This is a genomic window from Mesorhizobium sp. RCAM 05104, from assembly GCF_059683645.1.
The window spans coordinates 6,241,228-6,267,170 of record NZ_CM185033.1; the positions used below are offsets into that span (position 1 = coordinate 6,241,228).

Consider the following 25,943-nt stretch of genomic DNA (forward strand, 5'->3'; position numbering starts at 1 on the left):
TGCCAGCTGGCCGGGCGGCCGCACCCACAAATGCCGAAAGGCTGTGGGTGAGGAAAGTCCGGGCTCCATGGAAACACGGTGCCGGTTAATGGCCGGCGGGGGCGACCCCAGGGAAAGTGCCACAGAAAGCAAACCGCCACGGTTTACCGTGGCAAGGGTGAAAGGGTGGGGTAAGAGCCCACCGCGCGACTGGCAACAGGAGCGGCACGGTAAACCCCACCGGGAGCAAGACCGAATAGGGGCGGTGCGAGGGGAAACCCTCGAGGGCTGTTTCCGGCTCACCGTCCGGGTAGGTTGCGTGAGGCGCATGGCAACATGCGCCCAAGATGAATGGCCGCCACGTTCTCGCGCCGCAAGGGGCGAGGGCCATACAGAACCCGGCTTACAGGCCAGCTGGCAATTTTCTCCCACGATATCGAAGAGAAATCTTTTGAGATCAGCAGGTTGCGCTTTCGGGCGGGCCTGTTGATTCAAGCTGTCAGCTGTTTGTCTAGGCGATGTAGCACTGGTCGTTGCTTGAACCTGGTGCGATTAAATCGTACCATCGATTAGCGAATGCCATCAGGAGCCTATCATGGGACAGGTCGACAAACGCAGCATCACGCTGTCGCCGGAACTGGCGGCGGCGGTGGACGATGTGGTCGCCGCCGGCGAATATGCCTCGGCGAGCGAAGTGATCCGCGATGCGCTCAGGCAATGGAAGGACCGGCGCGATCTGCATGGCTACACCGTCGAGGAACTGCGAAAGCTGGTGCGGGAGGGAATCGACAGCGGGCCCGGACGATTTGCGTCGATGGATGAAATCAAGGCCGAGGCACGGAGACGTTTGCGATCTGACGACGCGGCATGAATTTGCTGCCCATCGTTCGGAACACGCGCACTGAAGACGATCTGATCGCGATCTGGCTCCATGTCGCGCGCGACAGCGAGGCTGCAGCTGACCGGTTGCTCGACCGCATCGAGGCACGGTGGCAGCAACTGGCAATCTATCCTCTCTCAGGCGCGCCGCGCGACGATATCGGGCCCGGCATTCGTCATCTGGTCGTCGGCGACTACCTCACCTTGTATCGTGTCGGTAGTGGCGCGATCGAAGTCATCCGCGTGCTGCATGGCAAGCGCAACATCGAAGCCGACGATCTTGGCCCGTAGCCCATTTCTCAGTCGCTGATTTTATCCAGCGATGCCTCGATCGCCTTCCAGAGTTCTTCCACAGGCTCGCAGCCGACCGACAGGCGGACGAAACCGGCGGGCACCGCATCGCCTCGCTTCAAGCGCCGTTCGGCGGAGGTGTGGACGCCGCCGAAGGACGTCGCGGCCTCGATCAGTTGGCAATTGTTGATGAAATCCTCGGCCTTGGCTTCCGAGGCGAGTTCGAAAGAGATCAGGAAGCCGAAGCGCTCCATCTGGGCGCGGGCAAGGTTGTGCGACGGATCGCTTTCGAGGCCCGGAAAACGAAGTCCGCTGATCGCCGGGTGGCCTTTCAGCCGCCGTGCGATCACTTCCGCCGACGAGCACATGCGGTCGAAGCGCACCTCCAGTGTTTCGAGGCCGCGATGCACCAGCCAGGCTTCAAACGGCCCGGGAATGCCGCCGGCCATTGCGCGCCAGTCCGTCACTTTGGTGACGATGTCGGCGTTGCGGCTGGCGACGTGGCCGAACAGCACGTCCGAGTGGCCGTTGACCGCCTTGGTGTCGGCGGAGACGACGAGATCGGCGCCGAAGTCGAGCGGACGCTGGCCGAATGGCGTCATCGTCGTGTTGTCGACGACAAGGATCCCGCCCTGTTCGCGGACAGCCTTGGCGACGGCCGAGATGTCGCAGATGTCCAAACGCGGGTTGGATGGGGTTTCCACGAAGACCAGCGAGTAGCCTTCGAAGCCGCCGTCAAGGAAGGTCGGCGTCGGCCTGGTGTCGCAGGTGACGCCGAGCGGCTTCAGGAAGCGTTCGGCCATGGCGCGCGTGGCATGATAGCCGTCCGCCGGCAGGAGCACGCGATCGCCCGATTTCAGCAGCGCGAAAAACACCGACGAAATCGCGCCCATTCCAGAAGGAAAACTCACGCATTTGGCGTCTTCCAAATGGCCGAGCACATGTTCCACGGCGCGCCAGGTTGGATTGTCGTAGCGGCCATATTGATCGACCCCGGTCTCGGCGCCCGGCGTGTGAAAGATCGAAGCCATGGTCAACGGCAAGGGGATCGGATCGCCGTTGGCAGAATCGCGGCTGCGCAAATGGGACAGTTCGGCGGCGCGTGACTTTGCCGTCTCGGACATGAACTCGATCCTTGTTATCTGGGCGGAAGATCTCGCTCGACGCTATGCGCGCGGGTGATCGGCGGCAAGCCACGTCTTTTGGGCCAGAGGGCTCTAAACGCTTCGTTAGGCTTAATGATCCATAAAGACGAGATGTGCCGTCAAGGCTGCTTTCATTGGTCGCGGTGCGCATGCTTGTGAAGCCTATTCCCGTTGACGCCCATAGTGCCCCATGATATCCCATTTCGACATCAAAGCCTTCGTTCCGCGTCGGGGTAAAGCGTACGCCAATCGGGCAGCCGCGGCGGCTGCGCGCTTGCCGGGTTTTGCCCATGCGGACGAGGCTGGTACGGGGCAGGGAACGCGCTGCGGCGGTGCGTTTGACAAGATGAAGAGGGGTGCGGCGGCGCAAGCGGCTGTAACGCGTGATGGACCGGTTTCTGTCAAACACGGTGAGCAGGATCGATGCGAAGGGACGGGTGTCCGTTCCGGCGCATTTCCGCGCCGTCGTGCAGAAGCGCGGCTATTCGGAGCTCTACGCGCTGCGCTGCCTGGACCTGCCGGCGATGGATGTCGGTGGGCTGGACCTGCTCGACCGCTACGAGCAGCGTATCGCGCTCGAGGATCCCTTCTTGCAGACGGCGGACGACATGTCGTTCTTTTGCCATGGCGACGGCACCTTCCTGAAGCTCGATCAGGACGGCCGCATCACGATGAGCGATTTCATTCGCGAGCACACCGGCATTTCGTCGGAAGTGGCCTTTGTCGGACGCGGCAATTTCTTTCAGATCTGGGAGCCGGGACGGCTTGCTGCCTATGGCGCGCAGGCGCGGGCCCGGCTTTTGCAGCTTCGGCAGGGGACGAAGCCTGGGGAGCGACTGGAATGACGGTGGGCCACGGCGATGACCTTCACGCCGTTGGCGGATCGGCCCGCCACATTCCGGTCCTCCTTGGCGAAGTGCTCGAGGCACTGGCGCCGGCGGAGGGCGACATCATCATCGACGGCACGTTCGGCGCCGGCGGCTACACCAGGGCCATTCTGGCCACCGGGGCTTCCGTGGTGGCCATCGACCGCGACCCCGACGCCATCGCCGCCGGGCGCGATCTCGAGGCGCAATCAGGCGGCAGGCTGAGGCTGGTGCAGGCGCCGTTCTCGACGCTGGACGAGCATGTCGAGAGCGCCGACGGCGTCGTGCTCGACATCGGTGTGTCCTCGATGCAGCTCGACCAGGCCGAGCGCGGGTTTTCGTTCCGCGCCGATGGACCGCTCGACATGCGCATGGCGCAAGCGGGCCTCAGCGCCGCCGACGTCGTCAACAGCTTCAAGCCGGGCGACCTTGCCCGCATCTTCGGCTTCCTCGGCGAGGAGCGTCATGCCGGGCGCATTGCCCGCATGATCGAGGCACGCCGCGAAAAGCGTCCGTTCGAACGCACGCTGGAACTCGCCGATGCGATCGAGACGCATGTCGGCCGCGCGCCGAAGGACAAGATCCATCCGGCCACGCGCGTCTTCCAGGCGCTGCGCATCTTCGTCAATGACGAGCTCGGCGAACTGGCCAAGGCCTTGTTCGCCGCCGAACGCGTATTGAAGCCGGGCGGGCGGCTCGCCGTGGTGACGTTCCATTCGCTGGAAGACCGCATCGTCAAGCGCTTCATCGCCGATCGCGCCGACGTCGCGACCGGCTCGCGTCACCTGCCCGAGGCTCATGCGCGCATCGCGACCTTCCGCAAGGCGGGTGGTGGCGTGACCGCCGGCGACGCCGAGGTCGCGGCCAATCCGCGCGCCCGTTCGGCCAGGCTACGCGCGGCGATCCGCACCGAGGCGCCGGCGCGCAGCAGCGACTTTTCGATCTTCGGCCTTCCAAAGCTTCCTGGCATCGACCGGCCGGGAGAGAGGTGAGCACGTGTTTCGTACCAGCGACATTGTCCTGATCGCCGTCATGGTTTCGGCGGCGGCCCTGACCTACAAGACCAAGCGCGAGGCCGAGGAACAGCTGGCGGCGGTGCAGAAGATCCACGCCCAGATCCGCTATGAGGAGGACACGATCGACCTGCTCAAGGCCGACTGGAGCCTGCTCACCCAGCCGTCACGGCTGCAGAAGCTGGCCGAACTCTACAAGTCGCAGCTCGAGCTCGAGCCAGTCAGCGCCCGCCAGATCGTCGGTATCGGTGATCTGCCGGCCAAAGCCCTGGACATTCAGGACATCCTGAAAGGACGCCAGGACGGCATGGCCGACAATTCCGACAAGGCGCCCTCGGGCGACAAGGATCCAGTGGTTACCGGAGGCATCGCCCAATGATCGGCAAACTGCTGAAACGCCGCGCGAGCACGGGTGAAGCCGGATCGATCGTGGTCGAGGGCGCCCGCAAGGCGACCGGCGGCAAGGGCAGGACGCGCATCATGATGACGATGGCGGTGTTCTTCGGCATCTTCTCGATCATTTCCGGGCGGCTGGTCTATCTCGGCTTCCAGACCCCCGACATGTCGGGCGGCCCGCAGAGCAGGGTGACGGCATCGCGGCCCGACATTGTCGACCGCAATGGCGAGGTGCTGGCGACGGACATCAAGACGGCGTCGCTGTTTGCGGAACCGCGCCGCATCGTCGACGCCGACGAGGCGATCGAGAAGCTGTCGACGGTACTTCCCGAGATCGATTACGAGCAGACCTACCACAAGCTGAAGAGCGGTGCCGGCTTCGTCTGGCTGCAGCGGCAGCTGACACCCAAGCAGCAGGCCGACATCATGCAGCTTGGCATTCCGGGCTTCGGCTTCCGCACCGAAAAGCGCCGTTTCTATCCGAGCGGCGAGACCTCATCCTACATTGTCGGCCTCACCAACATCGACAACCAGGGCATCTCCGGCATGGAGAAGTATATCGATGAGCAGGGCCTGAGCGACCTGCAGGCGTCGGGCCTGGCGGTGGCGAAGGATTTGAAGCCGGTGAAGCTGTCGATCGATCTGCGCGTCCAGCATATCGTGCGCGACGAGATCGCCGCCGGCCTGGAGCGCTATCGCGCCATCGGTGCTGGTGCCGTTGTGCTCAACGTCAAGACCGGCGAAGTGGTGGCCATGGGCTCGGTGCCGGATTTCGATCCGAACAATCCCTACAATGCACAGGAAAAGGACCGGCTGAACCGGATGTCGGCGGGCCTCTATGAGATGGGCTCGACCTTCAAGAGCTTCACCTCAGCCATGGCGCTCGATTCCGGCAAGGCGACGATGGCGAGCCGCTTCGACGCCTCGCATCCAATCCGGGTCGGCCATCAGGCCATTCACGATTTCCACGGCAAGAACCGCGTGCTGTCGTTGCCGGAGGTGTTCCTCTATTCGTCCAACATCGGGTCGGCCAGGGAGGCCGAGCTGGTCGGCATCGAGGGGCACCGCGAATTCCTGCATCGCCTTGGAATTTTGGACAGGATGCAGACCGAACTGCCGGAAGTCGCCCGCCCGACTGAACCGAAGGTCTGGAAACAGGTCAATTCGTTTACCATCGCCTTCGGTCATGGTGTGTCGACGACGCCGCTGCAAGCGGCCGTCGGCTGCGCGGCGCTGATGAATGGCGGCTACCTGATCGAGCCGACATTCCTGGTCCGCAGCGAGCAGGATGCGATGGCGGTGGCCAAGAAAGTGGTCAGCGACAAGACGGTCGAAGGCATGCGCTACCTTTATACGCTCAACGCCGAGAAGGGCTCGGCCAGAAACGCCAGGGTCCCCGGCTACCGCGTTGGCGGCAAGACCGGAACAGCCGAGAAGGTCATCAATGGCCGCTACTCGAAGGACTTGAATTTCAATACCTTCGTCGCCGCCTTCCCGATGGACGATCCGCAATACCTGGTGTTCACGATTGCCGACGCCCCGCACCCGGAAAAGCCTGGCATGACAGACGTCGCGGCCGCGAATGCTGGGGTTATAGCCGGCAATATCATCAGGCGCTCAGCGGCCATACTTGGCGTCAAGCCAGATTTCAGCCATGAAAATGGTGCAACGCTGGTTTCCTATCAGTGATTCTTGGGGCGCGCCGGCAACTGCGCGCTATTTTGTTGTGGTGAACGGGACTCGATGAAGCTCAGAGATCTAGCCGGTATCCTGCCAGTCGAAGGAACAGCTTCCGCCGATCTGGAGGTTACCGGGATTTCGTCGGATTCCCGCCAGGTAAAACCGGGCGTCGTCTTTTTTGCGCTCGCCGGCACCAAGGCGGATGGCGCGGCCTATGCCGCCGACGCGGCCGGGCGTGGGGCCATCGCGATCGTTGCAAGCCAGGGCAGTGACCTTGCCGGGCTACAGGTTCCAGTGCTGGCAGTCGATGATCCGCGCCTGGCGCTGGCGTTGAGTGCGGCACGCTATTTCGGCAAGCAGCCACAGACCATGGTCGCGGTGACAGGCACCAGCGGCAAGACGTCGGTCGCTGCCTTCACCAGGCAGATCTGGGAACAGGCCGGCCATGCCGCCGCTTCGATCGGCACCACCGGCGTCGTGGCGCCGGGCCGCAACGACTATGGCTCGCTGACCACGCCCGATCCGGTCGCGCTGCACCAACTGCTCAGGGAATTGGCGGACGCCGGCGTCACGCACGCCTCGATGGAAGCCTCCAGCCATGGGCTCGACCAGCGCCGCCTCGACGGCGTGAAGCTCGCCGCCGGCGGCTTCACCAATCTCGGCCGCGACCATATGGATTACCATCCGACGGTCGAGGACTATCACCGCGCCAAGCTGCGCCTGTTCGACACGCTGCTACCGAAAGGCGCACCGGCCGTCATCTTCGCCGACGATCCGTGGTCGGCGCCGACGATCCAGGCGGCGCAGGCGGCCGGGCTCGAGGTGCTGACGGTTGGCCGCCATGGCGATTTCCTCAAGCTGAAGCGGGTCGAGCACGAGCGCCATCGCCAGCGCGCCGAGGTCGAGGCCGACGGCGTGCTTTACGAGATCGACCTGCCGCTTGCGGGCGATTTCCAGATTTCGAACGCGCTGGTTTCGGCGGGACTTGCCATTTCCACCGGAACACCCGTCGCCAAGGCCTTGATGTCCTTGGAGAAACTTAAGGGCGCGCCGGGCCGGCTCGATCTCGTCGGCACCACCGCCAACGGTGCGCCTGTGTATGTCGACTACGCCCACAAGCCCGACGCGCTGGAAAATGTGCTGGCCTCGGTGCGTCCGTTCACCACCGGCCGTGTCATGGTCGTGTTTGGCTGTGGCGGCGACCGCGACCGCGGCAAGCGGCCGATCATGGGCGAGATCGCGACACGGCTCGCCGATGTCGTCATCGTCACCGACGACAATCCGCGCTCGGAAGTGCCCGAAACGATCCGCGCCGCCATTCTTGCCGCCGCACCCGGGGCGATCGAGATCGGCGACCGGCGCCAGGCGATCCACGAGGCGGTCGGCATGCTGCATGCCGGCGACACGTTGATCGTGGCCGGCAAGGGCCACGAGGAAGGCCAGACGATCGGCTCCGAGACCTTGCATTTCTCCGATCATGAGGAAGTGCGCGCCGCGCTGCTGGAGCGTGCCGCATGAGCTTGCTTTGGACCTCCGAGACTCTGGTTGCCGCCATGGACGGCCGGCCGCTCGGGCCGATGCCGGACGGCATATCGGGCATTTCGATCGACAGCCGCAGCCTGCAGCCGGGCGATGCGTTCTTCGCCATCAAGGGCGAGGCGATGGACGGTCATGACTTCGCAACCGCTGCCATCAAGGCCGGCGCCGGCGTGCTGGTGGTGGCCGAAGGCAAGCTGCCTTCGCTCGGCCGGCTGACGGCGCCGATCATCGTCGTCGAGGACGTGCTGGCCGCACTTGAAAAACTCGGTGTCGCGGCGCGCGCCCGCTCGAGCGCCAAGATCATCGCGGTGACCGGTTCGGCCGGCAAGACCACCACCAAGGAAGCACTGCGCCACGTGCTGTCGGCCGTCGGCAAGGTACATGCCTCGGCGCAGTCCTTCAACAACCATTGGGGCGTGCCGCTGACATTGGCGCGCATGCCTGATGATTGCGACTATGCCGTGTTCGAGATCGGCATGAACCATCCCGACGAGATCCGGCCGCTGGTGAAAATGGTGAGGCCGCATGTCGCGATCGTCACCATGATCGCGGCGGCGCATCTCGGCTTCTTCCGCAACCTGGACGAGATAGCCAGGGCCAAGGCAGAGATTTTCGAAGGGCTGGAGCCCGATGGCGCGGCGGTCCTCAACCGCGATGACGCGCGTTTCAAGCTTCTCGACAAGATGGCGCATGCCGCCGGCGTCGAGCATGTCTACGGCTTCGGCGAAAATGCGCGCTCGACCTTCAAACTGGTCAAATGCGAGTTGCATGCCGACCATTCCGACATCGCCGCCAGGATCAGCGGCCACGATATGATCGCTCGTATCGGCGCTCCCGGCCGGCATATGGTGCAGAATGTGCTGGCGGTGCTGGGGGCGGCGCATCTGGTCGGTGCCGATCTCGACAGGATAGCCTTGGCGCTGGCTGATCTTTCGGCCGAGCGCGGGCGTGGCAAGCGCCATGTGCTGCGTCATCCCAAAGGGCCGATCACGCTCATCGACGAGAGCTACAATGCCAATCCGGCGTCGATGGCTGCCGCCATGGCGCTGCTCAACGCGACGCCGGTGACGGGCGGGGGCCGGCGCATCGCCGTGCTCGGCGACATGCTGGAGCTCGGCGACCATTCTGCCAAGCTGCATGCCGCTCTGGCGGATCTTATCGTGGGCACCGGGACGCAGACCGTCTTTCTCGGTGGCCCGGAGATGCGCGCGCTGGCCGAGGCATTGCCAAGCGAGGTCAAGACCGAATACCGCGCTGGCGTCGAGGAACTGAAGCCGGTGCTGTTCGCCGCCCTGCAGCCGGGCGACGTGGTGATGATCAAATCGTCGAAGGGCATCGGTTTTGCAAAACTGGTCGATGCGCTGCTGGGCAAATTCCCGGCGGAATCCGCAACCAGCAAACTGACCTAGGTCAAGTCGGGGGACGAAAAGCGCATGTTTACACTGCTCGTCGATTTTGCGGACAAGATCTCGGTCTTCAATGTCTTCCGCTACATCACCTTCCGCACCGGCGGGGCGCTGATCACATCGGCGCTGATCGTCTTCATCTTCGGGCCGACGATCATCAATTCGCTGCGGCTACGGCAAGGCAAGGGCCAGCCGATCCGCGCCGACGGGCCGCAGACGCATTTCAAGAAGGCCGGTACGCCGACCATGGGCGGGCTGATGATCCTGTCGGGCATCATCGGCTCGTCGCTTTTGTGGGCGAACCTGTCGAGCATCTATGTCTGGGTGGTGCTGCTGGTCACGCTGGGCTTCGGCTCGATCGGCTTCTACGACGACTATCTGAAGGTGACGAAGCAGTCGCATCTCGGTTTTTCCGGCAAGGCGCGGCTGGCACTTGAATTCGTCATCGCCGGCATCGCCGCGTGGGCGATCATGCATAACGGCCAGGCGCCGTTCTCGTCGTCGCTGACATTTCCCTTCGCCAAGGAATTCATCATCAATCTCGGCTGGTTCTTCATTCCGTTCTCCTGCTTCGTCATTGTCGGCGCTGGCAACGCGGTGAACCTGACCGACGGCCTCGACGGGCTGGCGATCGTGCCGATCATGATCGCGGCGGCCTCCTTCGGCGTCATCGCCTATCTGTCCGGCAACGCCGTGTTCGCCGAATATCTGCAGATCCATTTCGTGCCCGGCACCGGCGAACTGGCTGTCGTGCTCGGCTCGGTCATTGGCGCCGGCCTCGGCTTCCTCTGGTTCAATGCGCCGCCGGCAGCGATCTTCATGGGCGACACCGGATCGCTGGCCATGGGCGGCCTGATCGGCACGGTCGCGGTCGCCACCAAGCACGAGATCGTGCTGGTTATCGTCGGCGGCCTGTTCGTGGTCGAAATCCTGTCGGTGATCATCCAGGTCGGCTACTTCAAGATGACCGGCAAGCGGGTGTTCCTGATGGCGCCCATCCACCATCATTTCGAAAAGCTCGGCTGGACTGAAAGCCAGGTGGTGATCCGCTTCTGGATCATCGCCGTGATCCTGGCGCTGGTCGGCCTGTCCACCCTGAAGCTGAGATAGGAAAATCCCTTGATCCCCGCCGCATCCTTCGCAGGCAAGCGCGTTTCACTCTTCGGGCTCGGTGGCTCGGGGATCGCTACGGCGCGCGCGCTGATTGCCGGCGGCGCGGAGGTGCTGGCCTGGGACGACAATCCCGACAGCGTCGCCAAGGCGGCGGATGTCGGCATCGCAACCGCCGATTTGCGTGGCGCCGACTGGGCGAAGTTCTCGGCTTTCGTGCTGTCGCCGGGCGTGCCGCTGACACATCCCAAGCCGCACTGGACGGTGGAGCTGGCGAAGGGCGCCGGTGTCGAGGTGATTGGCGATATCGAGCTGTTCTGCCGCGAGCGGATGCTCGGCGCACCAATGTCGCCCTTCATCGCCATCACCGGCACCAACGGCAAGTCGACGACGACCGCACTGGCCGCGCATATCCTGAAAGCCGCGGGACGCGACACCCAGATGGGCGGCAATATCGGCCGCGCGGTGATGACGCTCGATCCGCCGCAGCCCAGTCGACACTATGTGGTCGAGTGCTCGTCCTACCAGATCGACCTCGCGCCCTCGATCAACCCGACGGCCGGCATCCTGCTCAATCTGACGCCCGACCATCTCGACCGCCACGGCACCATGCAGCACTACGCTTCGATCAAGGAGCGGCTGGTGGCCGGCAGCGAGACGGCCATCATCGGCATCGACGATTCCTGGTGCGCGCAGATCGCCGAGCGGCTGGAGCGGGCGGGGCGGCATGTGATCCGCATTTCCAAGCGCCTGCCGCTGACCGATGGCTATTTCGCCGACGCTGGCAATCTGATGGAAGCGGTGCACGGCCGCTACAGCCGTGTCGCCTTCCTCGAAGGCATCGGCTCGCTGCGCGGCCAGCACAATGCGCAGAACGCGCTGGCAGCGGTTGCCGCTTGCCTCAGGGTCGGGCTGGACCTCGGCGAGATCCAGTCGGGACTGGAGAGCTTTCCCGGCCTCGCGCATCGCATGGAGCAGGTCGGCCGCAAGGACCATGTGCTGTTCATCAACGATTCCAAGGCGACCAATGCCGATGCGGCGGCACCGGCGCTGTCTAGCTTTCCGCGCATCTACTGGATTGCCGGCGGCTTGCCCAAGGAAGGCGGCATCGAACCGCTGCGCGGCTTCTTCCCGCGCATCGCCAAGGCCTATCTGATCGGCGAGGCGGCGCCTGCCTTCTCGGCGACCCTGGGCGAGGCCGTGCCCTACGAGATATCGGGCACGCTGGCGGCGGCGGTCGAGCACGCCGCGCATGACGCTGCTCGAGACGAAAGCGGCGAGGTGGTGGTGCTGTTGTCGCCGGCCTGCGCCAGTTTCGACCAATTCAAGAATTTCGAAGTTCGGGGCGAAGCCTTCAGGCAAGCTGCGAATGCTATCGAGGGTGTGAAACCCATCGGAGGGGCACGATAATGCAGAGCCGTCTCGACAAAAGCCCGGTTGCGACATGGTGGTGGACGATCGATCGCTGGTTCCTGGCGGCGTTCCTGTCGCTGATGGGGCTCGGCATCGTGCTTTCCTTCGCAGCCAGCCCAGCGGTGGCCGAACGCATCGGCCTCGACAGTTTCCACTTCGCCACCAGGCAGATCATCTTCACGGTTCCGGCGCTCGGCGTGATGCTGGCCGTCTCCTTCCTTGAATCGCGGCAGATCCGGCGCATGGCGCTGATCATGCTGTGCCTCATGCTGGTGCTGATGGTGGCGGTGCTCTACATCGGCGTCGAGGTGAAGGGCGCTCGCCGTTGGGTGTCGCTTGCCGGCCTGTCGATCCAGCCCTCGGAATTCCTCAAACCTGCCTTCGTCATCATGTGCGCCTGGCTGTTCGCCGAGCATAAGCGCCAGCCCGACATTCCGGGCAATCTGTTCGCCATGCTGCTGCTTGCCCTGGTTGTCTCGCTGCTGGTCGCGCAGCCGGATCTCGGCCAGACCATGCTGGTGACTGGCACCTGGGGGGTGATGTTCTTCATGGCTGGACTGCCATGGCTATGGATCATCGCGCTTGGAGGCGCGGGCGTTGGCGGTGTGTTCGCAGCCTATTCGGTGTTTCCGCACGTTGCCCTGCGCATCGACAAGTTCCTCACTGGCGAAGGTGACACCTTTCAGGTCGACATGGGACGCGAGGCGCTGATCAATGGCGGCTGGTTCGGCGTCGGGCCGGGCGAGGGTACCGTCAAGCGGGTCATTCCGGACAGCCATGCCGACTTCGTCTTCTCGGTCGCCGGCGAGGAGTTCGGGCTGATCATGTGCTTCTTCATCATGTCGATCTTCGCCTTCATCGTGCTGCGCGGTCTCAATACGGCTCTGAAGGAGCATGACGATTTCACCCGCTATGCGGTCGGCGGGCTCGTGACCGTCTTTGGTCTGCAGGCTGTCATCAACATGTGCGTCAACCTGCAGCTGGTGCCGGCCAAGGGCATGACGCTGCCTTTCATCTCCTACGGCGGCTCCTCGCAGATCGCCATCGCCATCTCGATGGGCATGGTGCTGGCGCTTACGCGCAAGCGGCCGGAAAAGCGCAAGCAGATGGGCTTTGCCCTGTCGCAACGCGCCGTGCCGGCGGAATGAGGCTGGATGTCCAAGGGTGTCATCCTTCTCGCGGCGGGCGGAACCGGCGGACATCTCTTTCCGGCCGAGGCGCTGGCGCATGAGCTGAACGAGCGCGGCTGGAAAGTGCATCTGGCGACGGATGACCGCGCCGAACGTTTTGCCGGCCACTTCCCGGCCGCCGCCGTCCATCCTATCCAGTCGGCGACGATGGGTCCCAAAAATCCTTTCGCCCTGCTTGGCGCCTTCTGGAAAATCTGGCGCGGGGTGCGCCAGGCCTCGGCCATCATTGCCAGGATCAAGCCGGATGCCGTCGTCGGCTTTGGCGGCTATCCGACCCTGCCGCCGCTCTATGCGGCGACGCGGCGCAAGGTGCCGACGCTGATCCACGAGCAGAACGCCGTGATGGGCCGCGCCAACCGGGCGCTGGCCGGCCGTGTCGACGCGATCGCCGGCGGCTTCCTGCCGCGGGACACGAGTGCGGCCGGCGTCAAGACGGTGACGACCGGCAACCCGGTTCGCCCGCAAGTTCTGGAAGCGGCCAAGACGCCTTATGTGGCGTCGACCGGGGAACAGCCGTTCCGCCTGCTGGTGTTCGGCGGCAGCCAGGGCGCCCAGTTCTTTTCCGATGCCGTGCCGGCGGCCATCGCGCTGCTTTCCGATGCCCAGCGCAAGCGGCTGGTTATCACGCAGCAGGCGCGCGCCGATGACGTGGCGCGGGTGAAGGCGGCCTATGCAGCGCTTGGTGTCGGTGTCGAGGTCTCGCCCTTCTTCACCGACATGGCAGCGCGCATCGCGGCGGCGCATCTGGTGATCTCCCGCTCCGGCGCTTCGACCGTCTCGGAGATCGCCGTCATCGGCCGGCCGGCGCTGCTGGTGCCTTATCCCTATGCGCTCGACCACGACCAGGCGGCCAACGCGGCGGCCCTTGCCTCCGCCGGCGGTGGCGAAGTGCACCCGCAATCCTCGCTCTCGCCCGAGCGCATCGCAACGCTCGTCGGCGGACTGATGGACGATCCCGAGCGGCTTGCGGCAATGGCCGCGGGCGCGAAATCGGCCGGCAGGCCGGACGCGGCACGGTTGCTCGCCGATCTCACAGAGGCTATTGCGTCGAAAAAAACGGTTTCGGATTTCAGGAAGGGGACGCACGCATGAAGATGCCGCAGACGATCGGCCTTGTGCATTTCATCGGCATTGGCGGCATCGGCATGAGCGGCATTGCCGAAGTGCTGCACAATCTCGGCTACAAGGTGCAAGGGTCCGACCAGGCCGAGAGCGCCAATGTTCAGCGGCTGCGCGACAAGGGCATCGAATGCTTCGTCGGCCACAAGCCCGAGAATCTCGGTGATGCCGAGGTCGTGGTCGTCTCGACGGCGATCAAGAAATCCAACCCCGAGCTGAAAGCCGCGCGCGAGAAGCTGCTGCCGATCGTGCGCCGTGCCGAGATGCTGGCCGAACTGATGCGCTTCCGCCAGGCGGTGGCGATCGGCGGCACGCATGGCAAGACGACGACGACCTCGATGGTGGCGACCTTGCTGGAGGCCGGCGGGCTCGACCCGACCGTCATCAATGGCGGCATCATCAACGCCTATGGCACCAACGCGCGCATGGGCGATGGCGAGTGGATGGTGGTCGAGGCCGATGAGAGCGACGGCACGTTCCTGAAGCTGCCGGCCGAGATCGCCGTCGTCACCAACATCGATCCCGAGCATCTCGATCACTATGGCAGCTTCGACAAGGTGCGCGAGGCGTTCCGCCAGTTCGTCGAAAACGTGCCGTTCTACGGCTTCGGGGTGATGTGCACGGACCATCCCGAGGTGCAGGCGCTGGTCGGCCGCATCGAGGACCGCCGCGTCATCACCTATGGCGAGAATGCGCAGGCGGATGTGCGTTTCACCAACCATCGCATGGCCGGTGCTGTTTCGGAATTCGACATCGTGATCCGCGACCGCAAGACCGGCGGCCATACGACGATATCGGACCTGCGGCTGCCGATGCCCGGCCGTCACAACGTCTCCAACGCGACGGCGGCGATCGCGGTCGCGCATGAACTCGGCCTGTCCGCCGAGGCGATCAAAAAGGGCCTGTCGTCCTTCGCCGGCGTCAAGCGCCGTTTCACCCATACCGGCTCCTGGAACGGCGTCGACATCTTCGACGACTATGGTCATCATCCGGTGGAGATCGCGGCGGTGTTGAAGGCGGCGCGCAGCGCCACCAAGGGACGCGTCATCGCCATTGCCCAGCCGCATCGCTTCACCCGGCTGCATGATCTGTTCAACGAGTTTTCCACCTGTTTCAACGATGCCGACACGGTGATGGTGGCGCCGGTTTACGCAGCGGGCGAAGAGCCGATCGATGGGGTGACCTCGGACGCACTGGTGTCGCGCATCCGCGCCGGCGGCCATCGCGACGCCCGCTACATCGACGGTCCGGCAGCAATCGCGCCGATCATCCGCGACCTGGCCAAGCCCGGCGACTTCGTTGTCTTCCTCGGCGCCGGCAACATCACCCAATGGGCCTATGCGCTGCCCAAGGAGCTTGGCGGGACCGTCTCATGATGCACGGCCAGGCTTTGATCGACAGACTTGGCGACCGGCTTGCCGGCCTGCGCGGCCGCCTCACGCCGAATGCCGAGATGGACAAGATCACCTGGTTCCGCGCCGGAGGGCAGGCCGAAGTGCTGTTCCAGCCGGCCGACGAGGAGGATCTTGCCGCGTTCCTGCGTGCGGTTCCCGAAGAGATCCCGCTGACCGTGGTCGGCATCGGCTCGAACCTCCTGGTCAGGGATGGCGGCATTCCGGGGTTCGTCATCCGGCTCTCGGCCAAGGGTTTTGGCGAGGCCGAGGTGATTGGCCCTACCACGATCAAGGCGGGGGCCGCGACGCCTGACAAGCGTGTCGCGGCAGTCGCCTACGAGGCCGGCATCGGGGGCTTCCATTTCTATCATGGCATTCCGGGCGCCATTGGCGGCGCACTTGTCATGAATGCCGGCGCCAACGGTGTCGAAACGCGCGAGCGCGTCGTCGAACTGCGGGCGCTCGACCGCAAGGGCAATATCCAGACCCTGAGCAATGCCGAAATGGGCTACGCTTATCGTCATTCGTCGGCACCTTCCGGGCTGATCTTCACCTCGGCCGTCTTCGAAGGTTTTTCAGAGGACAAGGCGGCGATCAAGGCGGCGATGGATGCGGTGCAGAACCACCGCGAGACCGTGCAGCCGATCCGCGAAAAGACCGGCGGCTCGACCTTCAAGAATCCCGAGGGAACATCGGCCTGGAAGGAGATCGACAAGGCGGGCTGCCGCGGTCTGATGATCGGCGGCGCGCAGATGTCGCCAATGCACTGCAACTTCATGATCAACACCGGAACCGCGACCGGCTACGACCTTGAATATCTCGGCGAAACGGTGCGCACGCGGGTGCTGGAGAATTCGGGCATCCGGCTGCAGTGGGAAATCAAGCGCATCGGCAATTTCCGGCCGGGCCATGCTGTCCAGGAGTTTCTTGGGCAGCTACTTTAGCACCGTTGAAGTTCAAGTGATGCATGAACTTCAACGGGACCAAAAATAACGGTGTGACCGTTGCTGTAATGGCTCAACGACACGGTTTTCGCATCCATTTTCTCAGAAAGTGAATCTCTCGGAATCGTAAGCACTTGCCAGTGAATCAACTCTCTGATTCTCTGCTGGAAAGCGTTTCCTGATTTGAGTCGTTCGACGCGTTACCCGCGTTTTCCGTCTGGGGGGCAACCTGCCGGGAGACTCGGACTCAATGTTGCGGAAAATCTTGGTTTTTGGTCCGCCGTGAGAGGGGATGCCGGGGAATGAAAAGCAAGCATGTGGCCGTCCTGCTGGGTGGTTTTTCGTCCGAGCGGCCCGTGTCTCTGTCCTCCGGAAAGGCTTGTGCCGATGAACTGGAGAAGGAAGGCTACCAGGTCACGCGCGTCGATGTCGGGCGCGACGTCGGGTCGGTGCTCGCCGAGCTCGGGCCCGATGTCGCCTTCAACGCGCTGCATGGTCCATTCGGCGAGGATGGCACCATCCAGGGCATCCTTGAATATCTCGGCATTCCCTATACCCATTCCGGCGTGCTCGCCTCGGCGCTGGCCATGAACAAGGAGCAGGCCAAGCGGATTGCCAAATCAGTCGGCGTCCCGGTCGCCGAATCGAAGGTTGCAAGCCGCTTCGCCATCCAGAGCAAGCATCCGATGAAGCCGCCCTATGTGGTCAAGCCGGTCAATGAGGGTTCGAGCTTCGGCGTCGTCATCGTGCATGAGGGGCAGTCGCATCCGCCGCAGGTCATCGGCTCGTCGGAGTGGAAATATGGCGATACCGTCATGGTTGAGCGCTACGTCCATGGGCGGGAGCTGACCTGTGCGGTGATGGGCGATGTGGCGCTCGGTGTCTGCGAGATCATCCCGACCGGCCATTCCTTCTACGACTATGATTCAAAATATGTCGCTGGCGGATCAAAGCACGAATGCCCCGCAAAAGTTTCACCGAATATTTACCAAAAAATACAAACACTGGCGCTCAAGGCTCACCAAGCGATCGGCTGTCGGGGCGTTTCCCGGTCGGACTTCCGTTATGACGATCGTCACTCCGAAAACGGCGAGGTTGTCTGGCTCGAGGTCAACACCCAGCCGGGCATGACGCCGACGTCTTTGGTGCCTGAAATCGCCGCCCAGGCCGGGCACTCGTTTGGCGATTTGTTGAGTTGGATGGTGGAGGACGCTTCGTGTCTGCGTTGAAATGGGGACAAGGCAAGGGGAAGGGCGTGGCTGGGCCGGCGCTGTTCGGTCTGCCGTTGTCGCCAGGCCATTTCGTGCTGCCACGTGTGCTTCGCCGCCCGGTGCGCATTCTGGCGCGCCTGGGCGTGGGTGATTTCCAGGCGCCGCGCTTTTCCGCCGCGATTCTGTCGGGCGTGCTGATCGCCTCGAGCAGTGCCTATGGCGCCTATCTCGGTGGTGATGTCGATGGCATCGTTCAAGGTATCACGGCCCGCACCGGATTCGCCGTCGATCAGGTCAAGGTGGTCGGCAATCGCCAGACTTCCGAGATCGATATCCTCGACAGGCTGGAACTCGACGGCTGGACGTCGCTGATCGGTTTCAATGCCGAGGCGGCGCGCGAGCGCATCTCCAGCCTGCCGTGGATCGAGGTTGCCGCGGTCCGCAAGGTCTATCCGCATACGCTGGAGGTGCGCGTCGAGGAGCGCGAGCCCTTCGCGCTCTGGCAGCAAGGCAATGATCTGTCCGTCATCGAGAAGGATGGCGCCGTGATCGCGCCGTTCTCGGGTGGCAAGCAGGTGCTGTTGCCGCTGCTGATCGGCGCCGGCGCGCCGGCCAAGGCGCCAGATTTCCTGGGCAAGATCGAAAAATATCCCGAGCTCGCGAGCCGGGTCAAAGGCTATGTCCGCGTCGGCGAGCGGCGCTGGGACCTGAAGCTGGACAACGGCATCACCGTCAAGCTTCCCGAGGATGGCGAGGACCAGGCGATCGCCGAGCTCGTCAGAATGGATCATGACAAAGGGCTGTTGTCGCGCGACATCGCCGCCGTTGATATGCGCCTGTCCGATCGGCTGGTCGTGCAGCTGACGCCGGAGGCGGCGACGCAGCGCGAAGCCGCACTCAACGAGAAACCGAAGAGCCTGAAGCGCAAGCCGGAGACGAAGATATGAGCTGGCTTGGCGGTCATGGCGATGCCTCGTCGCGCCGGTCCGGCACCTTGACGGTGCTGGATGTCGGTTCGAGCAAGGTCTGCTGCATGGTGGCGAAGCTGAAGCCGCGCGATGACGGCCAGTTGCTGCGCGGCCGTTCGCACCGCATCCAGGTGATCGGCATCGGCCATCAGAAGTCGCAAGGCGTGAAGTCGGGTGTCGTCATCGATCTCGACCGGGCCGAGCATGCCATCCGTCTTGCCGTCGACGCGGCCGAGCGCATGGCGGGGCTGACGGTCGATTCCCTGATCGTCAACATGACGGCCGGCCGGCTGAAGAGCGAAGCCTTCGCCGCCACCATCAACCTTGGCGGCCACGAGGCCGACGAGGCCGACATCAAGCGCGTGCTTGGCGCCGGCGCAAAGCAGGCGATGAAGGCCGAGCGCGAGGTGGTCCATTCGCTGCCCGTGGGCTTCTCGCTGGATGCCGAACGCGGCGTGCGCGATCCGCGCGGCATGGTCGGCGACGCGCTCGGTGTCGACATGCATGTGCTGACGGGTGACGCAGCACCTATGCGCAATCTGGAGCTTTCCATCAACCGCTCGCACCTGTCGGTCGAGCGCATGGTGGCGACGCCTTATGCGAGCGGGCTGGCGGCCCTGGTCGACGACGAACTGGAAATGGGCGCTGCCTGCATCGACATGGGCGGCGGCACTACGACGATTTCGGTGTTTTCGGAAGGCAAGTTCGTCCATGGCGATGCGATCGCCATCGGCGGCAACCATGTCACGCTGGACATGGCCAAGGGGCTTTCGACCTCGCTCGATGCCGCCGAACGGCTGAAGGTGATGCATGGTTCGGCGCTGCCGGGCAGCGCCGACGACCGCGACCTGGTTTCGATCCATCCGATCGGCGACGATGGTGACGTGCCGCTGCAGATCCCGCGTTCGGTGATGACGCGCATCGTGCGCGCCCGCATCGACGAGACGCTCGAACTGTTGCGCGATCGGCTGAACAAGTCAGGCTACGGCAATGCGGTGGGCAAGCGCGTCGTCCTGACCGGCGGCGCCAGCCAGCTTGCCGGCCTGCCGGAGGCGGCGCGGCGCATCCTGGGACGCAATGTACGCATAGGCCGACCGCTCGGCGTGGCTGGCCTGCCGGAAGCGGCGAAGGGGCCGGCCTTCTCGGCCGCGGTGGGGCTTCTGATCTATCCGCAGATGGCGAGCTTCGAGAGCCATCCGGCAAAGGAATTTCCGGTCTCAGGATGACCGGAACGGGCGGAAAACTGCATCGCATGAGTCAGTGGTTGAGAGACAGTTTCTAATTGACGGGGACAGCCCCAATAGGCGGCCGCGGCGGCGAAGCGGCGTGAAAGGCAAAGGACGGAGACAATGACCATCAATCTGCAAAAGCCGGACATCACCGAGCTTAAGCCGCGCATCACCGTGTTCGGTGTCGGCGGCGGCGGCGGCAATGCCGTCAACAACATGATCACCGCCGGCTTGCGCGGTGTCGAGTTCGTGGTGGCCAACACCGACGCGCAGGCGCTGACCATGTCGAAGGCCGATCGGCTGATCCAGCTCGGCGCGCATGTCACCGAGGGCCTCGGCGCCGGGTCGCAACCCGAAGTCGGCCGCGCGGCGGCGGAAGAATGCATCGACGAGATCATCGATCATCTGTCCAACACCCATATGTGCTTCGTCACCGCCGGCATGGGCGGCGGCACCGGCACCGGTGCTGCTCCGGTCGTGGCGCGCGCTGCCCGTAGAAGGGGATTCTCACCGTCGGCGTCGTCACCAAGCCGTTCCACTTCGAAGGCCAGCGCCGCATGAAGACGGCCGATCTGGGCATCGAGGAACTGCAGAAATGCGTCGATACCCTGATCGTCATCCCCAACCAGAACCTGTTCCGGCTGGCCAATGACAAGACCACCTTTGCCGACGCCTTCGCCATGGCCGACCAGGTGCTCTATTCCGGTGTTGCCTGCATCACCGATCTGATGGTCAAGGAAGGCCTGATCAATCTCGACTTCGCCGACGTGCGTTCGGTCATGCGCGAGATGGGCAAGGCGATGATGGGCACCGGCGAGGCTTCCGGCGAGGGCCGCGCGATGGCCGCCGCCGAAGCGGCGATTGCCAACCCGCTGCTCGACGAGACCTCGATGAAGGGTGCCAAGGGCCTGTTGATCTCGATCACCGGCGGGCGCGACTTGACGCTGTTCGAAGTCGACGAGGCGGCGACCCGCATCCGCGAGGAGGTCGACCAGGACGCCAACATCATCCTCGGCGCCACCTTCGACGAAGAGCTGGAAGGTGTCATCCGCGTCTCGGTGGTCGCCACCGGTATCGACAAGACGGCGGCGGAGATTGCCGCCGCGCCGATCTCGATCCGCACGGCGCCGCCGAAGCAGGCCAGCCGTCCGGCCGTTGCCGCGGTGGAAAGCCGCCCTGCGCCGGTCCAGCAGGCAGCGTATGAGCCGCGCGGTATGGACCCGGTCGCCGAAGCCATCCATCTGGCCGAAGCCAATGCCGCGGCCATGGCCCAGGCCCGCCCGGCTCCCGTCGCCCAAGCGGACGATTTCCGCCCGCAGAGCAAGATCTTCCAGGCGCCGCCCGCACAGCCGCAGCCTGCGGTCCAGCAAATGACGCAGCCGGCTCCGCAGCCGCGTGAGATGCTGCAGCGCGAAGCTCCGCAGCCGGTTGCTATGGCACCGCAGCGCATGCCTCGCGTCGAGGACTTCCCGCCCGTCGTGAAGGCCGAGGTGGATGCCAAGAGCCGTCCGGCCGACCATGAAAACAACAGCGGACCGATGGGCCTGCTGAAGCGCCTGACCAACGGCCTGACCCGCCGTGAAGAAGAACCTGCAAGGCTGCAGCCGGCCCAGCCGCGTGAACCCAAGCTGCGCCAGGCTGCACCGGAAGTGCGCCGTCTCGCCAGCCAGGACGCGCAGCTCTATGCGCCGCGCCGCGGTCAACTGGATGACCAGGGCCGCCTGACGCCGCAGGTCAGGTCGACTCAGGACGACGATCAGCTGGAGATTCCGGCGTTCCTGCGCCGCCAGGCCAACTGATTGGTAAACGGGTTGTAATAATTATTAACAGGCGAGCAAGGAATTGCTTGCCTGTTAACGTTTTAAATCCTGTGATTTCAAGCGCTTACAAAGTCGCGCACGTTCCATCTCGCGGTTACAAAGGGTAAGAAACCGTGATTTGGAGACTCCCTCCCGGGACATTATCTTCGCTGCCTACCATAGTCGGTTTGCCGGGATTTCGGGGGAAGTAGCCCTGCCTGCCGATTTCAAACAAGAGCCGCGCCCTCGGGCTGGAGAAGCGGACCTAGGCATTACGGGCTTATGGGGATTGTCTTGCACGACTATCAGACGACATTGAAGACGCGCGCGTCGCTTACCGGCACCGGCGTCCACAGCGGCAAGGAAGTTTCCATCAGCTTTGTGCCAGCGGATGCCGACACCGGCATCGTTTTCCAGCTTTTCAAGGGTAGCGAACAGGGCCGCGAGTTCCGCGCCCTGGTCTCCGAGGTCGGTGCCACCGACCTGTGCACCATGCTTGGCGATCCCGCCGGCGAGCACATCGCCACGGTCGAGCACATCATGGCCGCGCTGTTCGGGCTTGGCATCGACAATGTCGCCATCGAGATCGACGGCCACGAGGTTCCCATCCTTGATGGCAGCGCCATGGCGTTTGTCGAAGCCATCGACCAGGCGGGGATTGAGACGCTGCCGATCAAGCGGCGCTACATCAGGGTCATGAAGCCGGTCCGCATCGAGAACGGCGCCTCCTGGGCGGAATTCAGGCCCTATGACGGCACCCGCTTCGAGATCGAGATCGACTTCGAAAGCCCCGCAATCGGCCGTCAACTGTTCGCTTCCGACCTCAATGCCGATATTTTCCGCCGCGACATCGCGCGCGCCCGCACCTTCGGCTTCATGAAGGATGTCGAGCGGTTGTGGGCCGCCGGCTACGCGCTCGGCTCGTCGCTCGAGAACTCGCTGGTGATCGGTGACGACAACCGCGTCATCAACATGGGAGGCTTGCGCTATCCCAACGAATTCGTTCGCCACAAGACGCTTGACGCCATGGGCGACCTGGCGCTGGCCGGCGCCCGCTTCATCGGCTGCTTCCGCTCCTACCGCGGCGGCCACAGGTTGAATGCCGCCGCGTTGCGCCGTCTGCTATCGGACCGTGCGGCGTTCGAGATCGTCGAAACGACGCGCCGCGAGCGTGGCCGCGCGGCCGAGATGAACGCCGTCAACGCGCCCCTCTACGCGCCCTGGATGATCTGATTTTCTCAACTTTTCGGATTCCACGGCGGGGAGCGGGTGTTGCATGAATGCACCACCTGCCGGCGAAATAGCGTGGATGTTCAAGCTGCGTCCGACCGCCACAAAAATGTGCGATTGGCCGGAGATAGCGTTGCCGGGTAAGGCGATTATGGTTTATGGCTGCTGCCGTTGACTGGTGCATGTCGCCCAAAAGTGGGAGCCGGTTTTGCGACAACGACATGCAGAGCACATTAAAGTAACGCCGAAAGGGCGGAATCCAATCATGTTCTTCAAGCGAGTTGGTCAATCGAAAGCGCCGCAGCGGGCTGTTTTTCTGGCGCTTTCGGTGGTTGTTCCATCGCTCTTCCTGTCGGCCTGCATGTCGTCGGAGAAAGATATCGACCTGTCGACCTATGTCGACCAGACCGAACCGGCCGATGTTCTCTACAATCAGGGCCTCGCCAATCTGAATGCCGGGCGCCTGCAAGAGGCGAGCCGCAAGTTCGACGCGGTTGACCGCCAGCACCCCTATTCGGAATTCGCTCGCAAATCGATGGTGATGGGTGCCTTCGCCGACTATCGCCAGGGCAACTACGATGAGGCCATCGGTGCGGCCAAGCGCTATCTCACGCTCTATCCGTCGACCGATGATGCCGCCTATGCGCAATACATTATTGGCCTGAGCTATTATCGCCAGATCAAGGACGTGACGCAGGACCAGAAGGAAGCGCGCCTGACCATGCAGACGATGCAGGATCTGGTGACGCGCTGGCCGACATCGGAATATGTCGACGACGCCAAGGAAAAGATTCGCTTCGCCAACGATCAACTGGCCGGTAAGGAAATGCAGATCGGCCGCTACTATCTCGAGCGGAGAGAATACATCGCCGCGGTCAAGCGCTTCCGCAACGTGGTTGAGAACTATTCCAACACGCGCCATGTCGAGGAAGCGTTGGCTCGCCTGACCGAAAGCTATTACGCGATGGGGCTGACCTCGGAGGCGCAGACCGCCGCCGCCGTGCTTGGCACCAACTACCCCGACAGCCCGTGGTACAAGGATTCCTACAAGCTTCTGCAGAGCAATGGGCTTGCGCCGCGCGAGAATGCCGGGTCGTGGATATCCAAGGCCGGGAAGCTGATCACCGGCGCCTGACCCCAGAGCATCGGACCGAAGCGTGCGCAGCGGTTTTCGGATTGATCCGATGCTCAAACGAAAAGATAGTGCGGCGCTGCGATTCCAATTGGTCGCGTGCCGCTCTAGGTCCAGGTTCTGATGCTATCCAGACTGTCGATCCGCGATATCGTCCTGATCGAGAAGCTGGACATTGATTTTGCGCCCGGTCTTTCGGTGCTGACCGGCGAAACCGGTGCCGGCAAATCCATCCTGCTCGATGCCTTGTCGCTGGCGCTCGGCGCGCGCGGTGACGCCTCGCTGGTTCGCCATGGCGCGGCGCAAGGCCAGGTCATCGCCGTCTTCGACGTGCCGCGCAATCATCCCGCCCGAGCGCTGCTGGCCGACAACGCAATCGACGATGACGGCGACATCATCCTGCGCCGCCTGCAGACGGCCGACGGCCGCACCCGCGTCTTCGTCAACGATCAGCCCTCCAGCGTAACCTTGATGCGCGATGTCGGCCGCGCGCTGGTCGAAATTCACGGCCAGCACGATGAACGCGCCCTGGTTGATCCCGGCGCCCACCGCGAGGTGCTCGATGCCTTTGGCGGCCATCTCGGAGCCGTTCGTTCAACCGGCGAGGCATGGCGGCACTGGCGCGCCTGCGAGCAGGAGCTTTCCCGACATCGTGCCAAGGTGGCGGCAGCAGCGCGCGAGGCCGATTATCTGCGTGCGGCGGTCGCGGAGCTGACAAAGCTCGACCCGCAGCCCGGCGAGGAGACCGATCTTGCCGAGCTGCGCGCGTCGATGATGCGGGCCGAGAAGATCGCATCGGAAATCCATGACGCGCAGGATGTGCTTTCCGGCCCGTCTTCGCCCCTGCCGCAACTGGCGAGCCTGTTGCGGCGACTGCAACGCAAGGTGACGGAAGCGCCCGGCCTGCTCGATGACGTGGTCAAGTCGCTCGACGAGGCGATGCTGTCGCTCGACGCGGCGCAGTCGGGCGTCGAGGCCGCACTGCGCGCCACCGAATATGACCCGCAGCGGCTGGAGAAGGCCGAGGAGCGGCTTTTTTCATTGCGCGCGGCTTCCCGCAAGCACAGCGTCGCCGTCGACGACCTGGCGCAATTGCGAGATACGATGTCGGCCGATCTCGCCGATCTCGATGCCGGTGAAGAGCGCCTGCACGGGTTGGAGAAGCAGGGCGCCGCGGCGCGCGAGACCTACGACATTGCCGCCGCACAGCTCTCCTCGCTTCGTCATGCGGCCGCGGTCGGCCTGACCAAGGCCGTCATGGCCGAACTGCCGGCGCTGAAACTCGAGCGCGCCGCCTTCATCGTCGAGATGAAGAGCGAGGCCGAGAGCCGCATGGAAGAAGGCATCGACCAGATCGAGTTCTGGGTGCGCACCAATCCCGGCACACGGCCCGGGCCGATGATGAAGGTGGCGTCCGGTGGCGAACTCTCGCGCTTCCTTTTGGCGCTGAAGGTGGCGCTGGCCGATCGTGGCTCGGCGCCGACACTGGTGTTCGATGAAATCGACACCGGTGTGGGCGGCGCCGTCGCGGACGCCATCGGCCAGCGGCTGGCGCGACTGTCGAAGCGCGTCCAGGTGCTTTCGGTGACCCACGCGCCACAAGTGGCGGCGCGCGCGGCGACGCATTTCCTGATCTCCAAGTCGGGCAGCGCCGATCGCGTCGCGACCGGCATTGCCGAGATGGACCGACCGGCGCGGCAGGAAGAGATCGCGCGCATGCTGGCCGGCGCCACCATCACCGACGAGGCGCGCGCCGCCGCCGAGCGCCTGCTGCGCGAGAACACGGCCGCTTCCTGACCGCATGGTCGCCGGGCCGGCATGATCCGGGCTTTGGCACGGAGTCAGCTTGTGGCGCCATCCTGCTGTTTCGGCGCGGTTTTGTCAGAATTTTGGCTCCCTTGAATCCGAAAGCTGATCTATGGTCGCGGACCACAAAAGCGCGTCGCGTCCGAACGGATTCGGGCGACGCGCTTTGGGTCTTTGTTTTATGCATGTCGTTCTCCCAAAACC

20 protein-coding genes, 1 other RNA gene and 2 pseudogenes are annotated in these 25,943 nt (G+C 64.0%); 22 read left to right on the forward strand and 1 reads right to left on the reverse strand.

Features of this window, described 5'->3' with window-relative positions:
• The first annotated feature begins 2 nt into the window (after positions 1-2).
• From rnpB to AC56QP_RS30570, 3 genes are all read left to right on the forward strand, one after another.
• Positions 3-401: RNase P RNA component class A (gene rnpB / locus AC56QP_RS30560), an RNA gene on the forward strand.
• Positions 402-574: 173 nt separating this feature from the next.
• Positions 575-850: a type II toxin-antitoxin system ParD family antitoxin gene (locus AC56QP_RS30565; RefSeq protein WP_489862100.1), complete on the forward strand. Its 276-nt coding sequence runs from the start codon at positions 575-577 to the stop codon at positions 848-850.
• Positions 847-1,149 (forward strand): type II toxin-antitoxin system RelE/ParE family toxin, encoded by a 303-nt coding sequence (locus AC56QP_RS30570; RefSeq protein ID WP_489862099.1) that lies wholly within the window; start codon positions 847-849, stop codon positions 1,147-1,149. The genes AC56QP_RS30565 and AC56QP_RS30570 overlap by 4 nt, the downstream gene beginning before the upstream one ends.
• A gap of 8 nt (positions 1,150-1,157) precedes the next feature.
• Here the strand turns inward: AC56QP_RS30570 and AC56QP_RS30575 are convergent, their stop codons facing one another.
• Entirely contained in the window at positions 1,158-2,273 is a 1,116-nt protein-coding gene (locus tag AC56QP_RS30575; RefSeq protein WP_489862098.1) for a cystathionine gamma-lyase, read from the reverse strand.
• Between the two features lie 407 nt (positions 2,274-2,680).
• On the opposite strand from AC56QP_RS30575, the gene mraZ reads away from it, so the two are divergent.
• The 19 genes and pseudogenes from mraZ (at position 2,681) to recN (ending at position 25,730) form a co-directional block, all read left to right on the forward strand.
• Positions 2,681-3,139 (forward strand): division/cell wall cluster transcriptional repressor MraZ, encoded by a 459-nt coding sequence (gene mraZ / locus AC56QP_RS30580; protein ID WP_489863478.1) that lies wholly within the window; start codon positions 2,681-2,683, stop codon positions 3,137-3,139.
• The gene (gene rsmH / locus AC56QP_RS30585; protein ID WP_489862097.1) at positions 3,136-4,152 is read left to right on the forward strand and encodes a 16S rRNA (cytosine(1402)-N(4))-methyltransferase RsmH; all 1,017 of its coding nucleotides are present in this window, start codon (positions 3,136-3,138) and stop codon (positions 4,150-4,152) included. The genes mraZ and rsmH overlap by 4 nt, the downstream gene beginning before the upstream one ends.
• A 4-nt stretch (positions 4,153-4,156) precedes the next feature.
• On the forward strand, positions 4,157-4,552 hold the full coding sequence (gene ftsL / locus AC56QP_RS30590; RefSeq protein WP_091580313.1) for a cell division protein FtsL: 396 nt from the start codon (positions 4,157-4,159) through the stop codon (positions 4,550-4,552).
• Entirely contained in the window at positions 4,549-6,258 is a 1,710-nt protein-coding gene (locus AC56QP_RS30595; protein ID WP_489862096.1) for a peptidoglycan D,D-transpeptidase FtsI family protein, read from the forward strand. Before ftsL ends, AC56QP_RS30595 begins: the two co-directional genes overlap by 4 nt.
• Before the next feature lie 54 nt (positions 6,259-6,312).
• Complete coding sequence (locus AC56QP_RS30600) at positions 6,313-7,767, forward strand: UDP-N-acetylmuramoyl-L-alanyl-D-glutamate--2,6-diaminopimelate ligase (protein ID WP_489862095.1); 1,455 nt, start codon at positions 6,313-6,315, stop codon at positions 7,765-7,767.
• Entirely contained in the window at positions 7,764-9,197 is a 1,434-nt protein-coding gene (locus AC56QP_RS30605) for a UDP-N-acetylmuramoylalanyl-D-glutamyl-2,6-diaminopimelate--D-alanyl-D-alanine ligase (protein ID WP_489862094.1), read from the forward strand. The genes AC56QP_RS30600 and AC56QP_RS30605 overlap by 4 nt, the downstream gene beginning before the upstream one ends.
• A gap of 24 nt (positions 9,198-9,221) precedes the next feature.
• Positions 9,222-10,304, forward strand: coding sequence for a phospho-N-acetylmuramoyl-pentapeptide-transferase (mraY, locus tag AC56QP_RS30610; RefSeq protein ID WP_027029717.1), 1,083 nt, complete (start codon positions 9,222-9,224; stop codon positions 10,302-10,304).
• A gap of 9 nt (positions 10,305-10,313) precedes the next feature.
• Complete coding sequence (murD, locus tag AC56QP_RS30615) at positions 10,314-11,714, forward strand: UDP-N-acetylmuramoyl-L-alanine--D-glutamate ligase (RefSeq protein WP_489862093.1); 1,401 nt, start codon at positions 10,314-10,316, stop codon at positions 11,712-11,714.
• Positions 11,714-12,865 carry a putative lipid II flippase FtsW gene (gene ftsW, locus AC56QP_RS30620; RefSeq protein WP_091580325.1) on the forward strand — a complete coding sequence of 384 codons (1,152 nt, stop codon included), beginning with the start codon at positions 11,714-11,716 and terminating at the stop codon, positions 12,863-12,865. Before murD ends, ftsW begins: the two co-directional genes overlap by 1 nt.
• A gap of 6 nt (positions 12,866-12,871) precedes the next feature.
• Entirely contained in the window at positions 12,872-13,999 is a 1,128-nt protein-coding gene (murG, locus tag AC56QP_RS30625) for an undecaprenyldiphospho-muramoylpentapeptide beta-N-acetylglucosaminyltransferase (RefSeq protein WP_489862092.1), read from the forward strand.
• Positions 13,996-15,402 carry a UDP-N-acetylmuramate--L-alanine ligase gene (gene murC, locus AC56QP_RS30630; protein ID WP_489862091.1) on the forward strand — a complete coding sequence of 469 codons (1,407 nt, stop codon included), beginning with the start codon at positions 13,996-13,998 and terminating at the stop codon, positions 15,400-15,402. The genes murG and murC overlap by 4 nt, the downstream gene beginning before the upstream one ends.
• Complete coding sequence (murB, locus tag AC56QP_RS30635) at positions 15,399-16,364, forward strand: UDP-N-acetylmuramate dehydrogenase (protein WP_489862090.1); 966 nt, start codon at positions 15,399-15,401, stop codon at positions 16,362-16,364. The genes murC and murB overlap by 4 nt, the downstream gene beginning before the upstream one ends.
• Positions 16,365-16,666: 302 nt before the next feature.
• The gene (locus tag AC56QP_RS30640) at positions 16,667-17,593 is read left to right on the forward strand and encodes a D-alanine--D-alanine ligase (protein ID WP_256751111.1); all 927 of its coding nucleotides are present in this window, start codon (positions 16,667-16,669) and stop codon (positions 17,591-17,593) included.
• Positions 17,581-18,522: a cell division protein FtsQ/DivIB gene (locus tag AC56QP_RS30645; RefSeq protein ID WP_489862089.1), complete on the forward strand. Its 942-nt coding sequence runs from the start codon at positions 17,581-17,583 to the stop codon at positions 18,520-18,522. Before AC56QP_RS30640 ends, AC56QP_RS30645 begins: the two co-directional genes overlap by 13 nt.
• A pseudogene (gene ftsA, locus AC56QP_RS30650) lies at positions 18,519-19,825 on the forward strand (cell division protein FtsA). The gene AC56QP_RS30645 and the pseudogene ftsA overlap by 4 nt, the downstream one beginning before the upstream one ends.
• A 67-nt stretch (positions 19,826-19,892) precedes the next feature.
• A pseudogene (gene ftsZ, locus AC56QP_RS30655) lies at positions 19,893-21,571 on the forward strand (cell division protein FtsZ).
• Positions 21,572-21,853: 282 nt separating this feature from the next.
• Positions 21,854-22,804, forward strand: coding sequence for a UDP-3-O-acyl-N-acetylglucosamine deacetylase (gene lpxC / locus AC56QP_RS30660; RefSeq protein WP_489862086.1), 951 nt, complete (start codon positions 21,854-21,856; stop codon positions 22,802-22,804).
• A 262-nt stretch (positions 22,805-23,066) separates the two neighbouring features.
• Complete coding sequence (locus tag AC56QP_RS30665; RefSeq protein ID WP_489862085.1) at positions 23,067-23,936, forward strand: outer membrane protein assembly factor BamD; 870 nt, start codon at positions 23,067-23,069, stop codon at positions 23,934-23,936.
• Between the two features lie 120 nt (positions 23,937-24,056).
• Positions 24,057-25,730 carry a DNA repair protein RecN gene (recN, locus tag AC56QP_RS30670; RefSeq protein WP_497100939.1) on the forward strand — a complete coding sequence of 558 codons (1,674 nt, stop codon included), beginning with the start codon at positions 24,057-24,059 and terminating at the stop codon, positions 25,728-25,730.
• Positions 25,731-25,943: the final 213 nt, after the last annotated feature.

Bases quoted from the DNA above. Each gene is read 5' to 3' on its own strand.
- murC (WP_489862091.1), top strand. From the start codon at position 13,996: ATGAAGATGCCGCAGACGATCGGCCTTGTGCATTTCATCGGCATTGGC.
- rsmH (WP_489862097.1), top strand. From the start codon at position 3,136: ATGACGGTGGGCCACGGCGATGACCTTCACGCCGTTGGCGGATCGGCC.
- AC56QP_RS30605 (WP_489862094.1), top strand. From the start codon at position 7,764: ATGAGCTTGCTTTGGACCTCCGAGACTCTGGTTGCCGCCATGGACGGC.
- AC56QP_RS30570 (WP_489862099.1), top strand. From the start codon at position 847: ATGAATTTGCTGCCCATCGTTCGGAACACGCGCACTGAAGACGATCTG.
- AC56QP_RS30640 (WP_256751111.1), top strand. From the start codon at position 16,667: ATGAAAAGCAAGCATGTGGCCGTCCTGCTGGGTGGTTTTTCGTCCGAG.
- AC56QP_RS30600 (WP_489862095.1), top strand. From the start codon at position 6,313: ATGAAGCTCAGAGATCTAGCCGGTATCCTGCCAGTCGAAGGAACAGCT.
- AC56QP_RS30565 (WP_489862100.1), top strand. From the start codon at position 575: ATGGGACAGGTCGACAAACGCAGCATCACGCTGTCGCCGGAACTGGCG.
- lpxC (WP_489862086.1), top strand. From the start codon at position 21,854: ATGGGGATTGTCTTGCACGACTATCAGACGACATTGAAGACGCGCGCG.
- AC56QP_RS30665 (WP_489862085.1), top strand. From the start codon at position 23,067: ATGTTCTTCAAGCGAGTTGGTCAATCGAAAGCGCCGCAGCGGGCTGTT.
- ftsW (WP_091580325.1), top strand. From the start codon at position 11,714: ATGCAGAGCCGTCTCGACAAAAGCCCGGTTGCGACATGGTGGTGGACG.
- AC56QP_RS30595 (WP_489862096.1), top strand. From the start codon at position 4,549: ATGATCGGCAAACTGCTGAAACGCCGCGCGAGCACGGGTGAAGCCGGA.
- mraY (WP_027029717.1), top strand. From the start codon at position 9,222: ATGTTTACACTGCTCGTCGATTTTGCGGACAAGATCTCGGTCTTCAAT.
- mraZ (WP_489863478.1), top strand. From the start codon at position 2,681: ATGGACCGGTTTCTGTCAAACACGGTGAGCAGGATCGATGCGAAGGGA.
- murB (WP_489862090.1), top strand. From the start codon at position 15,399: ATGATGCACGGCCAGGCTTTGATCGACAGACTTGGCGACCGGCTTGCC.
- AC56QP_RS30575 (WP_489862098.1), bottom strand. From the start codon at position 2,273: ATGTCCGAGACGGCAAAGTCACGCGCCGCCGAACTGTCCCATTTGCGC.
- recN (WP_497100939.1), top strand. From the start codon at position 24,057: ATGCTATCCAGACTGTCGATCCGCGATATCGTCCTGATCGAGAAGCTG.
- murG (WP_489862092.1), top strand. From the start codon at position 12,872: ATGTCCAAGGGTGTCATCCTTCTCGCGGCGGGCGGAACCGGCGGACAT.